Consider the following 14,593-nt stretch of genomic DNA (forward strand, 5'->3'; position numbering starts at 1 on the left):
CGGGAGCGCAGAGCAGCCACACCGTACGCGGTGCGGGCTCCTCGATGGCCTTGAGGAGGGCGTTCGCGGCCGATTCTGTGGCCCGGTCGGCGTCCTCGAACAACATGACCCGCCACCGCCCCTGCGTCGGCGCCCCGGCCGCGCGCAGGATGAGCTCACGGGTCTGCTTGACGCTGTAGGACAGGCCGTCGGGGCGTACGGACTCCAGGTCGGGATGGGAGCCGATGAGCACCTGGTGGCACTGGTCGCAGTGCCCGCAGCCCCTGTCGGGGCACATCAGGGCGGCGGCGAAGGCCCGGGCGGCGTGCTCCCTGCCCGAGCCCGGCGGGCCGGTGAACAGCCACGCGTGCGTCATTCCGGCGCCCCGCCCGCCCGCGACGACCTCGCCGGCCGCCGCCGCGGCCCGCGACAGCACGGCCGCCGCCTGGTCCTGCCCAACGAGGTCATCGAAAACCGTCACGACGTAAGGCTAGTTGCACTTCACCTTACGAGCGGACGACTAGCCGCAACCGCTCCAGTGACGGCTAGTCGCGGATGGCGGGCATCGTCCCGGTGATGTCCTCTGACTCGCGCGGCACCGGGTCGGGCAGGATCTCCCTGATCCGGTCCTGGATCTGCCGGGTGATCGCCTCCTGCGGCAGCGTGCCGTCCACGACGAGGTAGCGCTCAGGAGCCGCCGCCGCTAGTGCCCGGAACTCCTTGCGCACCCGCTGATGGAACTCCAGCGGCTCGGACTCGATCCGGTCCGCCGCCCCGCCCAGCCGGGTCAGCCCCACCTCGGGCGGCGTGTCGATGAGCACGGTCAGGTGCGGCACCAGCCCGCCGGTCGCCCAGGCGTTGATCTTGGAGACATCCTTGGGGTCGAGCGCCCGGCCCGCGCCCTGATAGGCCAGCGACGAGTCGACGTAACGGTCGGTGATCACGAGCGAGCCCCGGTAGAGGGCCGGCCTGATCACCTTCTCCACGTGCTCGGCCCGGTCGGCGGCGTACAACAATGCCTCGGACCGCGCCGACAACCCCCGCTCGGCCGCGTCGAGCAGGATGGCACGCAACCGCATGCCGACCTTGGTCGAGCCCGGCTCGCGCGTCTGCACGACGTCGAAGCCCTGGTCGCGCAGCCAGATGGCGGCCAGCCGCGACTGGGTGGTCTTGCCCGAGCCCTCGCCGCCCTCGAAGGCCACGAAAAGCCCTGGCACGTGCTCGGCCGCCTCGGAGGGGAAGCTCTCGCCGCGCACCGCCGCGATCACCTCGGCCGCCAGCGAGAAGCCCTTCCTGTCGTCCATGTGCCGCAGAGCCAGGATGCCGACGACCATCGCGAGCGCCCCGCCGATCACCAGCACCAGGTTGGTGCCGTCGAAGCGGTAGCTGAACTCGCCCAGCCCCAGCACGTGCACCCCGAACAGCGCGGCCAGCGGGTTGGCCACGGCGACCACGAGCAGCAGCGTCACCCGGGCCGTGGACTGCAGGAAGGAGAACGTACGGCCCCGCAACGCGTCTTCGACCTCGAGCCCGATCAGCGTGTAGCCGATGATCCAGGCGATGCCCGCGCACGCCCCCAGCACCACGGTCAGCATGACCACGATCACCAGGTTGTGCACCAGCGCGATCGCCACCAGCACCAGCCCGGCCACGGTGATGGCCAGGCCGAACAGCCGCCGCCGCGACAGCTCGCGCAGCAGCCTGAGCCCGAAGAACATGCCCAGCGCCATGCCGACGAAGACCGCCCCGAACACCACGCCGTAGGCCGCGTCACCGCCGCCGAGGGCCACCACGTAGACCTTCGCCACGCCCACCACGGCCCCACCGGCCGCGAACGCCCCCAGCATGCCGATGATCAGGCCGCGCACCAGCCGGTTGCCGCCCACGAACCGCCAGCCCTCGACGATCTGCTTGAGCACGGAGGGCGTGGAGATCGCGCCGTTGCGCTTGGGGATGTCACGCAGGGTGAAGATCAGGAAGGCCGACACGAGATAAGCGCAGGCGTTGACGACCAGCGCGAGCCCGGTCGCGTCGCGGCCCGACAGGAACGGGATCATGCCGGTGACCAGGTCGCCCGCCACGGACAACGCGGCGAACAACATGGCCGCGACCGGCGCGGTGCCGTAGGTGACCAGCAGGTTGAGCTGGTTGGCCGACTCGAGTTGCGACTTGGGCACCAGGTTGGGCACCGTCGCGTCCTTGGCCGGCACCCAGAACAGGTTGACGCACTCGACCAGGACCGTCGCGATGATGACCCATTCGTAGCTGTTGACGAAGGGGATCGACAACACCACGGCGAATCTCGCCAGGTCGGCCGTGACCATTGTCAGCCGCCGGTCGAACCGGTCGGCGAAGACTCCGGCCAGGGGCCCGAGCAGCACGGCCGGCAACATCTTGGCGACGAACACGCCGCCCACGGCCAGCGACTGCACCCGATAGTCACCCTGGGTGAGGTTTCCTGCGAGAGCTGTCAGCGCCAGCAGGTTGAGCCAATCACCCAGGCTGCACACCGACATGGCCATCCAGAGCCGTCGAAACGGCGCGTTGGCCAGCACGTGGGCCGAGCGACCTCGGCCAGGGGCAGTCATGATTTCAGCGTATCCAGGTGTTGACCAGAAGTGGGTGGACAAGAGACGAGCCGGATATTCCCGGTTGCTCGTCGCTGAGGGTATTACGTGAACGGGCTCGGGCGCAGGTTACACACCTCGAATAGGCCCCCAAAAACATCATCAATTCATAACTCCGGCCTCATCGCGCGTCTCTTCCACCAAAAGAGACCACGCCGCCCGGATCTCGCCGGGCAGAACGAGGTCGTCCCACAGGTCGACCAGCAGCACGCCGTCCAGGTGAGCGAGCAACTCCTGCGGCCCGCCCTCGCACAGCAGCGCGGTGTAGGCCACCCGCCGCTCATCCCGGTCGGCCAGATCGTAGTCCCTGCCGCCGATCCGCGCGCGGCCCAGCGCCGCGGCGACCGGCAGCCGTGGCAATCGGGAGGGCACGTGGAACGTCCGCCCGTCGCCCGTCACGTGCGCCGCGCAATCCACCTTGGCCTCCAGCACCAGCCGGAACCCGGCCGCGTCGAGGATGCGCCCCGCGGTCTCGAGCGTCGGCGACTTCCTGCCGTGCTCATAGGCCGACAACGTCGTCCGCGACGTGCCGCTCACGCTGGCCAGGGCCCTCTGGTTGAGGCTCGCGGCATGCCGGGCCTGCCTGAACAGCAGCCCGCCGCGCCTGGCCCAGAAGGCGACCTCCTGCCCCAGCGCCTGCTCCATCGGCGAAGAGACCATGCCCCACCTCCGAAAGTATCTGGTCGGATACTCTACGCCAGCAGAGCAGGGCGTGACTACCGCATTACGAAAAGTCAGCTCCGCAATTCCAGCATCGTGATCTCGGGCGGCGACCCGACGCGCACCGGTGGCCCCCAGAAGCCCGCGCCCCTGGTGACGTACACCTGAACGCCGTCCACCGTGGCGAGCCCCGACACGACCGGCTGCTGCAGCCCCACCACCAGGTTGAACGGCGCGATCTGGCCGCCGTGCGTGTGGCCGGAGAGCTGCAGGTCGACGCCGTGCCGCGCGGCCTGCTCGACCTGGATCGGCTGGTGCGCGAGCAGCACCGTGGAGCGGCTGGTGTCGCGCCCGCCGAGTGCCTTGGCGAAGTCGGGGGCGTCGCCGCTGGCAGCGCCGCCGACGTCGTTCACGCCGGCCAGGTCGAGCACGGCGCCCTGATGCTTGATCTCCACGCGCTCGTTTCGCAGAGAGCGTACGCCGAGCTCGCCCAGTTCCTCGATCCACTCGCCCGGCCCTTCGGCCGTGAAGTATTCGTGGTTACCGGTCACGAAATATGCCCCATAGCGAGACTCAAGGTTCTTCAAGGGCCGCGCCAGCGCCCCCAACTGGGCCACCGACCCGTCCACCAGGTCGCCCACGATCGCCACCACGTCGGCCTCGAGCCCGTTGATCATCCGTACGATGCGCTCGGTGTGCCCGATGCCCGTGAGCGGCCCCAGGTGGATGTCGCTCACCACGGCGAACCGCAGGCCGCCGAGCCGTGGGTCCAGCTTCGGCAGCGTGATGCCGACCCGCTCGATCACGGGGTCGCCGAGGGCACTCGTCATGCCGTACCCGACCGTGCCCAGCGCGCTCACCCCGGCGACCGCGGCGGTGGTCCGCTCGAGAAAGATCCGCCTGCTCATGGGAGCGGGCGTCACGATGGCGGCCTCAGGGACGGCGGGCGCGCCCGCGCCCGCCATCACCGCGACGGGCTCCGGCTCGGGCACCCGCTCGCGCCTGCGCAGGAACACCGAGACCACGGCCCGCGGAATCTCCAGCACAAGCAGGATGACGGTCAGGTAGAACATCACCGCCAGCCAGATGTAGCCCGGCCAGGCCACCCAGCTCTCCAGCCCCATCCGCGTGCCCACGAACGTCGTCACGAGAACCGCGAGCAGGACGACCAGAGCCCAGGTCAGCGCCTTGCGCAACCACCCGCGGCCGGTCGTGCGGCGCACCAGCCGATACCACAGGTACCAGTGCGCGAGCAGCACCAAGGCCACGAAGAGCAGGACGATCACACAAATGATGCTACTTCCGGCGGCCACGTCCTGGTGGCCGCCGGAATGTGACCTACGACTTGGCGGCCGGCTTCTTCGCGGGCGCCTTCTTGGCCGGGGCCTTGCGCGTGGTGGTCTTCTTGGGCGCCGGCGCCCGCTCACGCCGCTCGGCCAGCAGCTCGGCGGCCCGTTCGATCGTGATGTCCTCGACCGTGTCGCCCTTGCGCAGCGACGCGTTCGTCTCACCATCGGTCGCATAGGGCCCGAACCGCCCCTCCTTGACCACGACGGGCTTCTTGGAGACAGGGTCATCGCCCAGCTCACGCAGCGGCGCCGCGGCGGCGGCCCGCCCCCGCCCGCGCTGCTTCGGCTGCGCGAACAACTCCTTCGCCTGCTCGATGGTGACGGTCAGCAGGTCGTCCTCGGAGGCCAGCGAACGGGAGTCGGTCCCCTTCTTCAGGTACGGGCCGAACTTCCCGTTGTGTGCCGCGACCTCCTCGCCATCCAGCTCGCCCACCAGCCGCGGGATCGACAGCAGCTTGAGCGCGTCGTCCAGGGTGATCGTGTCCAGCGACATCGTCTTGAACAACGAGCTGGTGCGGGGCTTCGGGGCGTCGGCCTTCTTCGTACGGCGCTTGGGGGCCTCTGCGTCGGCGGCCGGCTCGGGCAGGATCTCCGTCACATAAGGCCCGTACCGCCCATCCTTGGCGACGATCATGTGCCCGCTCGCGGGGTCGTTGCCGAGCTCGCGGTCGCCCGTCGGCCGCGAGAACATCTCCTCGGCCTTCTCCCCCGTCAGCTCGTCGGGCGTCATGTCCTCGGGCACGTTGACCCGCGCGCCGTCCCTGTCGAGGTAGGGCCCGTATCGCCCGACCCGCAGCATGATGTCCGTGCCCCTCACCGGGAACGAACTGATCTCCTTGGCGTCGATGTCATCGAGATCGGTGACCATCTCCTTCAGACCCTCGTCGCCGTCGGCCCCGTAGTAGAAGCGCTGCAGCTCGGGCAGCCGCTCCGCCCGGTCGTTGGCGATGTCGTCGAGCACCTTCTCCATCTCGGCCGTGAAGTCGTAGTCGACCAGGTTCCCGAAATGTTGCTCCAGCAGGTTGACCACGGCGAACGCCAGGAACGACGGCACCAGGGCCGTGCCCTTCTTGAAGACGTAACCGCGGTCGAGAATGGTCCCGATGATCGAGGCGTACGTCGAAGGCCGCCCGATCTCCCGATCCTCCAGCTCCTTGACCAGCGACGCCTCGGTGTAACGCGCGGGCGGCTTGGTCGAGTGACCGGCCACGTCGAGCCGCGTCACGCTGAGCGCGTCGCCCTCCGCCAGGTTCGGCAGCCGCTTCTCGGAGTCGTCGCGATCGGTCGAGGGGTCGTCGGACCCCTCCACGTACGCCTTCAGGAACCCGTAGAACGTGATCGTCCGACCGGACGAGCTGAACTCGACGTCCTCGCCGGAGGACGACCTGCCGCCCACCTTCACCGTGACCGACTCGCCGACCGCGTCCTTCATCTGCGAGGAGACCGTACGCTGCCAGATCAGCTCGTAAAGCCGGAACATGTCGGCAGAAAGGCCGGTCTCGCCCGGTGTGCGGAACTCCTCACCCGACGGCCGGATCGCCTCGTGCGCCTCCTGCGCGCTCTTCACCTTGCTGGAGTAGACGCGCGGCTTGTCCGGCACGTACGCGGCGCCGTACAGCTTGATCGCCTGTGACCGCGCGGCCGACACCGCCGTCTCCGACAGCGTGATGCTGTCGGTACGCATGTAGGTGATGAACCCGTTCTCATAGAGCCGCTGCGCGACCTGCATCGTGTACTTCGCGGAGAACCCCAGCTTCCGGCTGGCCTCCTGCTGCAATGTGGTCGTCCGGAACGGGGCATAAGGCTTACGTGTGTACGGCTTGCGCTCCACGGACTTGACCGCGAACGACACCCCCTGCAGCCGCCCGGCCAGCTCCCCGGCGGCGGCCTCGGACAGGTGCAGCACGTCGGCGTTCTTGAGCTGCCCCGTGCTGGCGAAGTCGCGTCCCTGCGCGACCCGCTTGCCGTTTACCCCGGTCAGCGTGCCGGTGAAGTCGTGCGGCCGCTCCTCCGTCTTGCCCGTGTCGAACAACGCCTGCAGGTCCCAATAGTGGGCAGGCGTGAACGCCATACGGTCGCGCTCGCGCTCCACCACCAGTCGCGTCGCCACCGACTGCACCCGACCCGCCGACAGCCGCGGCTTGACCTTCTTCCACAGGACGGGGCTGACCTCGTAGCCGTAGAGGCGGTCGAGGATGCGCCGGGTCTCCTGCGCGTCCACCAGGCGCAGGTTGAGGTCGCGCGGGTTGGCCACGGCGTCCCTGATCGCCTGCGGGGTGATCTCGTGGAACACCATGCGGTGCACGGGGACCTTGGGCTTGAGCACCTCACGCAGGTGCCAGGCAATGGCCTCGCCCTCGCGGTCCTCGTCAGTGGCCAGATAGAGCTCGTCAGCGTCCTTCAGCAACTGCCGCAGTTTGGCGACCTGCGAGCGTTTGTCGGGGTTGACGACGTACAGCGGCTCGAACTCGTGCTCGACGTTGACGCCGAGACGTGCCCAAGGCGCCCCCTTGTACTTCTCGGGGATGTCGTCGGCCTTCTCCGGCAGGTCGCGGATGTGACCGATGCTCGATTCGACGATGTAGCCGCGCCCGAGGTACCCGGCGATCGTCTTCGCCTTGGCTGGCGACTCGACGATGACCAGGCGTGTTCCGCCGGCGCTGCCGTTCTTGGCTGGCACGCTGCTTCCTACCTCGCTGTTCGCTTTGCAAATCCCCCTGCCGGGAGTCGGCACAGACTGAAAGGTAACCCGACTCGCGGAAATTTCCTTCCCCCGGGCTACCCACTAGCTTCCGGGTCCACCCGCAAGCACGCAGAATAAGGCCCATCGAGCGGCATGGCGCCCTGACTCACCCTGGAGACTAATCGTTGTGCTCGACTACTCCTACATGGATATCTTCATTCCGCGCGACCTCACTCGCGAAGCAGCACGTCAACTGCTGACCGAACACGCAGAGTACGGTCAGTGGGAGCTGGCGCGCGTCCGTGTGCATCCCGACGGGAGCCGCCACGTTCGCCTGCGGCGCAAGATCATGCGAGTACGCCGCACGCTCTGAACGCGGACATGGCTTTGCCCGCCCCGGGCCGCGCCCCCGGAACGGGCAAAGCGTCTATCGTGGGCTGCTCACGGGCTGTGAGCAGGAACCATCGTTTGTCTTGTACTTCCCGATGCGCTACTTACCGCTTACTGATCTCTTTGCTTACGGTTGTCTGGTTCGTTGCTTACGGCCGAACCGGAACCGCCTACTTGCGGCCGAACCGGACCCGACGGGCCGAGGCGAACAGCGTCGCCGAGGCCGCCAGCATCGAGCCGAGCACCAGCGCGAGCAGCGAGCCCGTGTTCATCCCGGTGAGGCCGGCGGGCTGCTCGGCGCTCATCAGGCCGAGGTTGCCGACCGGCAGGCCGCGGGTGGCGGAGTTCACCGCGCCGCCGACGGGGGTGGAGGAGACCAGGTCGGTGGCCGGGTCGAGCGGGGAGACGGACCTCGACGCGGTGCCACGGCCCTTGGGGTCGGCCTGCGCGGACAGCGCGGTCTTCTTGGGCTGCTCCGGGGCCACCGGCAGGCCGGGCAGCTCGGGGAGCTGCGGCAGGCCGAACGTCTGGCCGAGGTCGCCGAGGACGGGGAGCTGGTGGGAGACACCGCCGACGGTCTCGAGGGGCTTGCTCAGGTCGCCCACCGGGAGCTGCTTGCTCAGGTCACCGACCGGCAGCTGCTTGCTCAGGTCACCGACGGGCAGCTGCTTGGCGAGCCCGCTGATGTCAGGGGCCTGGCCGAGGACCGGCAGGGAGGGCGTGATGGGCAGGAACCCGCCCTTGGCGCCCGCGACCTTGGTGTTGGCACGGGCGAAGCGCTCGAACCCGTCGGGGCGCTCGTACCCCGGCCTGCCCACGTGCGCGCCACCGAGGCATCCGGCGGCCGCGTCACCCAGCACGGCGGCGGCGTTGCCGCAGACGTTGATCGGCGCGGCGATCGGCGCGATCGCCTGGTTGCCCGACAGCACACCGCCCGCACCCGAGGTACGGTTCCAGCCCCCGCCCACACCGTCGTGCGGCCACACCCCGGCGCCACCCTTGCAGTGGGCCGCGGACTTGCCGAGGACGGCGGCCGCGTTGCCGCAGACGTTGATCGGCGCGCTGATCGGCGCGACCGCCTGGTTTCCGGCCAGCACCCCGCCCGCACCGGACGTACGGTTGCCGCCGGCGCCCCTGCCGCCCTTCTTGACGATGGCGCCGCCCTTGCACCCGGCGAACGCGTGACCGAGCACCGCCGCGGCGTTGCCGCAGACGTCGATCGGGGCGCTGACCGGCGCGACCGCCTGGTTTCCACTCAGTACGCCCGCCGTACCGGCCGTGGTGTTACCACCCGCGCCGGAGCCGCCGCCGGAGTTCTCCACCGTCGCGCCGCCCTTGCACCCGGCGGTCGCGTTGCCCACGGCGTTGCCGCAGACGTCGACCGGCAGGCTGATCGGCGCGACGACCTGGTTGCCGCTGCCGACCCCGAAACGCCCGTCGGTGTCGTTGCCCGTGGAGCCCGCGGCCATGTGCCGGGCGTGGTAGCGGGGGCCACCGCCGTTGTTCGTGACGGTGGAGCCGCCCTGGCAGCCGGAGAACGCCCGGCCGACCACGGCCACCGAGTTGCCGCAGATGTTGATCGGCGCGCTGATCGGCGCGATGACCTGGTTGCCGCCCAGCACGCCACCGTTGCCGGAGGTACGGTTGCCGCCCGCTCCCACGCCGGTGTTGTAGACGCTGGAGCCGCCCTTGCAGCCCGCCGTCGAGTCGCCGAAGATCGCCACCGCGTTGCCGCAGGCGTTGATCGGCGCGCTGATGGGCGCGGTGATCTGGTTGCCGCCCAGCACACTGCCGTTGCCCGAGGTACGGTTGCCTCCGGCGCCGCCCCTGCCGTGGTTGTGGACCGTGGCCCCGCCCTTGCAGCCCGCGTCGGACTTGCCGATCAGCGAGACGGCGTTGCCACAGGCGTTGATCGGCACGCTGATCGGCGCGTTCACCTGGTTGCCGCCGCCGACGGACCCGTTGCCCGAGGTGTTGTTGGCGATGCCCGGCCGTTGCGTGTTCACGACCTCGGCGCCGCCCTGCGAGGTGGCCTCCGACTTGCCGACGCCGGCCACGGCGTTGCCGCTGATGTCGATCGGCACGGAGATCGGCAGGTCGACCTGGTTACCGCCGGCGACGGACCCGTCGCCCGAGGTGTCGGCCAGCGCGGTGCCACCGCCGCCGAACGACATGACGGCCACGGCCAGCAGGGCCGCAGGAGTAGATGCTTTTGCCCACGTACGCATGATGAATGCTCCTAGTGGTTCTCGGGGGGATACCTGAACGGTTCGCGGGCAGGCCGAGGCCCAGGTTTCGCGCACAGCGGAGACCTCGGAATCGCGAACCAGCTTGACTGACGTGTTTCACCCGCGGGCGGAGGGACTCATGCCTCGCTCCGCCGCTTGTGCCATGGAAAGCTGACGCCTTACCGGCCAGCTCCACGCTTTGGACCGCCGACTGACTTCGTACCGGCCAGCTCCACGTTTAGGACCGCCGGCTGACTTCGTACCGGCCAGCTCCACGCTTGGACGCCGGCTGACTTCGTACCGGTCAGCTCAGATCAGGGTCCTGGGGAGGGATCAGTCAGGTGAGAAAGAAGGGTCGTCCGCCGCTGTGCGGACGACGGGGGGAAGCAGGCGCGCCAGGGGGGCGCGCCCAGCCTGGAGCCGCGGGTCGAAAACGGACCTCGCGACATCCCCGGTTGCGGCCCCGAACGGACCGCTGCCACCACCATTGGGCACCAAACCATTGGTGTCCAGGATCTTTCCGGCGGAGGAAGGTGGTGGGAGGCCAGGATCTTCCTGGCTGTTGAGGCCATTGACCGTGCGACCGGCCATGGCTTCGGTGTTGTCCGACGAGCGATCGGGGCCTGACTCGGCATTCGTCGCCACGTTGGTGTCCGCCACTCCCGTCTCCACGGCGCTGTCCGCTGCCACTCCTGTCGCCGCGGTGGTCTCCGCGGCCGCCGGAGCGGCGTTGAACGCGCCGAACAGAACAGCGAGCAGCCAGCCTGTGGCCACCAGGGCGCCGATGGCGGCAGCCCGGACGATGACCCGACGGGCACCGGCCGCGAACCGCGCCATCCGGTCGTCCCGATCTGTGGTCACGTCCTGGGCCAGGTCAGCCACACGCGGGCGGAGGACAGCAGGGGCCTGAGCCCTTGACCGCCACACCGCCGCGCGCGTCACATTACCCTCCCGTGCTCCAGAACCGGCCTCACATCGTGAGGCCGGTCCGTGGACTCACCCCTCAACGATCCGTAACCGTAGCACCACCCAAAGTTGCCGCAAGCCCTTTTCACCGGAGCCCCAGAAATTCACCAACTCCCCCGCGCCCAAACCATCCGCAACCAGCCCAACGCGCTCCTGCGATCCCCACGGAACCCCCATCCGGAGCCCCAGACGACGCCATCCAAGGGGTCTCTGACGAGGTGCGGATACTTGGTATGACGCACTCCCCAGAGTTTGCTAACCTTACGGAGCCGACGCGGGATGACGGTCCCACGTGCAGGCACCAAGTCCGGGTGGCGGAATAGGCAGACGCGCTAGCTTGAGGTGCTAGTGCCCAGTGATGGGCATGGGGGTTCAAGTCCCCCCTCGGACACTTCACACTAAAGCGGGAGAAGTTGCGACTTCTCCCGCTGTGCTGCGTCGGCGCTTGTAGTGACCTGGAGAACCGGGCGACCGGGTGGCAGCTCACCCCCAGATCTGGGTTTCCAAGCCCTGGCACCCAAGCTGGCTGGTCACCGCAGGTCTTCTACACGGGTAGAGACGCCGTTTGCACAGCCGAGCCGTCGAGCGGCGTGGTGGCTTGGTGTCGCCCTTCTTCACGATGGCCTTCTCCCCTTGACCTGTGCAACGCCCACCGATCGGCCGGGACGGCCTTCAACTCCCCTTCCAGGCGGGCGCGTTCGCTCTTTCTCTCGTTGATCCACGAGGAGGTCTCGATCGGGCCGCCTCCGACATCGAGCGCGGAGCAATACTTGCCGAGCTCGCGCCCTCCACACCGATCGGCTGGAGCGCCTATATCCCCCACGCCTTTGATGCCTCCCGCGTCGATGTATGAATCAGACAACGCCGGTGCCTAGTGGACGGCCGTGTTCAAGGTCACGCCGGGAGTGACACGGCACGGATGAGCGTGATCGAGCAAGCCGGAATTGAGCCACGCCGGCAACAGGCCCCCTGCGGCATGCTTACTCTGTGAATGACGAACGACACGATCCCCTCGGATCCGACGTCGAAGTGGATCACGCGGCGGATGCCCGGTGGCAGGTCCGCATGCTGATCGGGCTCATCGTCAGCGGCGATCTCGACGAGCATCTCCCGGAGATCGCCCGTGCGGTCAACCAGCGCCAGCACGAACGCAAGAACGCCCAAGAGCGCGAGGCCTTCGCCACCTTCCAGGTCGGTGACCGGGTCCGGGTCAACCACAGCATCCGCCCCTCCTACATGCACGGCATGAAGGGCACGGTGGTGGGCTTCGCCCACAAGAACGTCCGCGTCCTGCTCGACACACCCGTCGGCCGCTTCACCGACGGCGAGGCCACGGTTCCCCCGCTCGGATTGGACCCGCTGTGACCGCCCTGCCTCATCTCTCCGGCTCAGAGGCCATCCTCGTCCTCACCAAACTCCTTGCCGCACATCCCGAACTGCGGGACAAAGCCGAAACGATCGCACGAGAAGCGGTCGAGACCATACCCGCAGGACTCGCCGAACAGCTCCGGACCTCCATCATGGAACTGAACGTGGAGTCGCTGTCCGGACGAACCGGCTACCAGCCGGGACAAGGCTGGGTCGAGCCCTACGACGTCGCCGACGAGATCCTCGACGAGGTCGTCGAGCCGTTCCTGGCCGATGCCGTACGGCGGGCCAAGGCCGGTGCCGCAGACGCCGCCGTCACGATGAGTCTCGACATCATCAAAGGGCTCTATCTCCTGCCCATCCCAACAGAGCTCGACAGCACGGTGCTGTACTCGTTCTGCGGCGAGGACTCCGCCCACCAGCGAGCACAACTGCTGATGGAACGCCTCCGCAAGGCCGGCGCCACACTGCCGGAGTCCGAACTCGCCGGCGTTGCACCCGACTGGTTCGAACTAACATAGGTCACCGTCATCCAGCGGCGAAGATGTCCATCATCACGGCGAGAGCACCTGACAGCATGAACTCAGCCTGGAAACAGTCCCGGTCACGAAATACGTATGACGCCGGACTCACCTGATCCTGATAGGCACGCACGGAGATATAGGGGGAATCATCAGATGACCGGCGAACAGGAGCCTGAGTTCTGTCGCTGGATCCATAACGTTCTCGGTCAACTGAGCTGGGACGCCGATCAGCAGCTGGGACATGTCCGCAACCTGAAGGTCGGCGTCGACGAACTGGCCCTGGAATTCGACGACGCACTGCATCTGGCTCAGGCCAAGGTCCAAGAGGGAGTGCTGGGGCAGGATGCCTTGCAAACTCTCCTCCCTGTCGACACCCACCTGCGCTGCATGACCGACACGGGTACAGACGTCTGGACCGAGGAAGCAGTAGCCACGTCCCCCGAATGGCAGGAACTGCGAACCCTTGCAAAGCAGGCGCACCTGAACTTCGACGGTGGCTTTTCTGGAGACGACTTCGACGTCGATGCCTAAGGTGGCGCCGTGTTCGATTAAGGCGTTCTTGAAGCCGGTGTCGACCCAGGCTTCCGATATGGTCGGGTAGGCGGTCTTGGTTTGGTCGAGTAGTCCACTCCTATTCCGGGGCCGGGCCCTTGCAGAAGGACTTCTCCTTGCCGATCACCCGGTACGGGCAGTCGGCCTGCTCCAGTAGATGCAGCACGGCAGCCTTGTTCTCCGTCGTGATGTCCTCGATCATGCCCGCCGGAGGATAGAAGGGGTTATACTCCTTGCCCGCACCAGGCTTGCCTGCTCCCATTTCCAAGGCGAAGGCGAAGATCTTCTGATTGGCCCACAGCCAGTCGATCATCCCGCCGGCCGGTGGAGGGTTGCCGTCGCGGACGAGACCCGACACCCGCAGATAGCTGACATTACTTCCGGCGGGATAACGGTCGGCTAATTGCTGGCCGAGCTGGTCGAACACCTGCCGTTGATCCTGGGTCATCTTGCCGTCCCGCTTATTTCTGGTGTATTCATACGGCGACAGCACGGCGCTGGCGAAGGAGTGCCAATCCACAGCCATCGTGATCCGCCGCCGGTTTTTGTTGCGGCCTGACACGAAATCCCGCGCGGCCTTTGTCTCCGGAGCGGAAAACGCCGCTGGACCCCGGTAGGTCTCCGATGTCTTCCGTTTATCCGAACCGATCGTGTTCCACTGGTAACCCCAGTTCCTGTTCAGATCGGTCCCCACCGGGTCGTCGGAGGGATTCAGCGTAGAGGTGGTGCCTTTATTGGGCTGCCGGTTCATCGCGCGCCCGCACATGGGCGGGCGATTCCGCGAGTTGGCGGAGGGCCTGGTGCTGGTGCGCCCGGCCGGAAACCGAGGGCTACTCGATGGGCAGGACCTCCCGTATCGCCTAAACGGCGGCGGTCGGGGCATAGTTCTCAGGGACGCCTTCGATCAGGATGATGTCGCCCTCGATGTGTCGCGAGCGCAGCGGCGCGATCACCCTCCGACGAAGGATGCGGCTTCGCTTACGGCATGTCAGCTCTCAGTCAGGCAGGGACGGGAAGGCTATGAGAACCCCGGAACCGCGCCCCAGTAGGCTCTGGAACCAACCGCATGAAGCGGGCTCGCCTCTGGCGTGCGCCAACGCCGTCCTGGACGGGCTCGTCGAGAGAACCGGCGAACTGCCCGCCAGACTCCTGCGGGTGGACCGAGCCGGCGTCGATAAGGTCGAAGCATCGGACTGAGTGTTCAACAAGCGTCCGAAATGCTTCGTGCCGTACTTTCGATGACGCTGCGGACATCGAAGTCGAACTC

Annotated in this window: 11 protein-coding genes, 1 tRNA gene and 2 pseudogenes; 5 read left to right on the top strand and 9 right to left on the bottom strand. The window is 67.7% G+C overall.

Going from position 1 to position 14,593, the window contains the following annotated elements:
* The 5 genes and pseudogenes from ACFPZ3_RS04065 to topA form a co-directional block, all read right to left on the bottom strand.
* A pseudogene (locus tag ACFPZ3_RS04065) lies at positions 1–460 on the bottom strand (DNA polymerase III subunit delta'); the annotation flags it as partial.
* 64 nt (positions 461–524) lie between these two features.
* On the bottom strand, positions 525–2,567 hold the full coding sequence (gene tmk, locus ACFPZ3_RS04070; protein ID WP_379512567.1) for a dTMP kinase: 2,043 nt from the start codon (positions 2,565–2,567) through the stop codon (positions 525–527).
* A 141-nt stretch (positions 2,568–2,708) separates the two neighbouring features.
* Positions 2,709–3,266: a helix-turn-helix transcriptional regulator gene (locus tag ACFPZ3_RS04075; protein WP_379512568.1), complete on the bottom strand. Its 558-nt coding sequence runs from the start codon at positions 3,264–3,266 to the stop codon at positions 2,709–2,711.
* 74 nt (positions 3,267–3,340) lie between these two features.
* Positions 3,341–4,552, bottom strand: coding sequence for a metallophosphoesterase (locus ACFPZ3_RS04080; RefSeq protein WP_379512569.1), 1,212 nt, complete (start codon positions 4,550–4,552; stop codon positions 3,341–3,343).
* A 52-nt stretch (positions 4,553–4,604) separates the two neighbouring features.
* Complete coding sequence (gene topA, locus ACFPZ3_RS04085) at positions 4,605–7,295, bottom strand: type I DNA topoisomerase (protein ID WP_379512570.1); 2,691 nt, start codon at positions 7,293–7,295, stop codon at positions 4,605–4,607.
* A gap of 190 nt (positions 7,296–7,485) precedes the next feature.
* On the opposite strand from topA, the gene ACFPZ3_RS04090 reads away from it, so the two are divergent.
* Positions 7,486–7,671 carry a DUF5703 family protein gene (locus ACFPZ3_RS04090; protein WP_103957247.1) on the top strand — a complete coding sequence of 62 codons (186 nt, stop codon included), beginning with the start codon at positions 7,486–7,488 and terminating at the stop codon, positions 7,669–7,671.
* 187 nt (positions 7,672–7,858) lie between these two features.
* On the opposite strand, the gene ACFPZ3_RS04095 is transcribed toward ACFPZ3_RS04090, so the two are convergent.
* Positions 7,859–9,916 (bottom strand): chaplin family protein, encoded by a 2,058-nt coding sequence (locus tag ACFPZ3_RS04095; protein ID WP_379512571.1) that lies wholly within the window; start codon positions 9,914–9,916, stop codon positions 7,859–7,861.
* A gap of 333 nt (positions 9,917–10,249) precedes the next feature.
* Positions 10,250–10,798: a hypothetical protein gene (locus ACFPZ3_RS04100; protein WP_379512572.1), complete on the bottom strand. Its 549-nt coding sequence runs from the start codon at positions 10,796–10,798 to the stop codon at positions 10,250–10,252.
* Between the two features lie 389 nt (positions 10,799–11,187).
* On the opposite strand from ACFPZ3_RS04100, the gene ACFPZ3_RS04105 reads away from it, so the two are divergent.
* From ACFPZ3_RS04105 to ACFPZ3_RS04120, 4 genes are all read left to right on the top strand, one after another.
* Positions 11,188–11,273, top strand: a tRNA-Leu gene (locus ACFPZ3_RS04105).
* A gap of 596 nt (positions 11,274–11,869) precedes the next feature.
* On the top strand, positions 11,870–12,247 hold the full coding sequence (locus ACFPZ3_RS04110; RefSeq protein ID WP_379512573.1) for a hypothetical protein: 378 nt from the start codon (positions 11,870–11,872) through the stop codon (positions 12,245–12,247).
* Positions 12,244–12,771 (top strand): hypothetical protein, encoded by a 528-nt coding sequence (locus tag ACFPZ3_RS04115; protein ID WP_379512574.1) that lies wholly within the window; start codon positions 12,244–12,246, stop codon positions 12,769–12,771. The genes ACFPZ3_RS04110 and ACFPZ3_RS04115 overlap by 4 nt, the downstream gene beginning before the upstream one ends.
* A 156-nt stretch (positions 12,772–12,927) precedes the next feature.
* Positions 12,928–13,305 (top strand): hypothetical protein, encoded by a 378-nt coding sequence (locus tag ACFPZ3_RS04120; RefSeq protein WP_379512575.1) that lies wholly within the window; start codon positions 12,928–12,930, stop codon positions 13,303–13,305.
* Here the strand turns inward: ACFPZ3_RS04120 and ACFPZ3_RS04125 are convergent.
* Positions 13,276–13,398, bottom strand: a pseudogene (locus ACFPZ3_RS04125) (IS5/IS1182 family transposase); the annotation flags it as partial. The gene ACFPZ3_RS04120 and the pseudogene ACFPZ3_RS04125 overlap by 30 nt on opposite strands.
* A 7-nt stretch (positions 13,399–13,405) precedes the next feature.
* Positions 13,406–14,077, bottom strand: coding sequence for a M14 family zinc carboxypeptidase (locus ACFPZ3_RS04130; protein ID WP_379512576.1), 672 nt, complete (start codon positions 14,075–14,077; stop codon positions 13,406–13,408).
* Positions 14,078–14,593 lie beyond the last annotated feature (516 nt).

Source organism: Nonomuraea insulae (assembly GCF_042656245.1).

Excerpts from the sequence above, each read along its gene's own strand:
- ACFPZ3_RS04095 (WP_379512571.1), bottom strand. The coding sequence starts at position 9,916 with ATGCGTACGTGGGCAAAAGCATCTACTCCTGCGGCCCTGCTGGCCGTG.
- tmk (WP_379512567.1), bottom strand. The coding sequence starts at position 2,567 with ATGACTGCCCCTGGCCGAGGTCGCTCGGCCCACGTGCTGGCCAACGCG.
- ACFPZ3_RS04075 (WP_379512568.1), bottom strand. The coding sequence starts at position 3,266 with ATGGTCTCTTCGCCGATGGAGCAGGCGCTGGGGCAGGAGGTCGCCTTC.
- ACFPZ3_RS04120 (WP_379512575.1), top strand. The coding sequence starts at position 12,928 with ATGACCGGCGAACAGGAGCCTGAGTTCTGTCGCTGGATCCATAACGTT.
- ACFPZ3_RS04130 (WP_379512576.1), bottom strand. The coding sequence starts at position 14,077 with ATGAACCGGCAGCCCAATAAAGGCACCACCTCTACGCTGAATCCCTCC.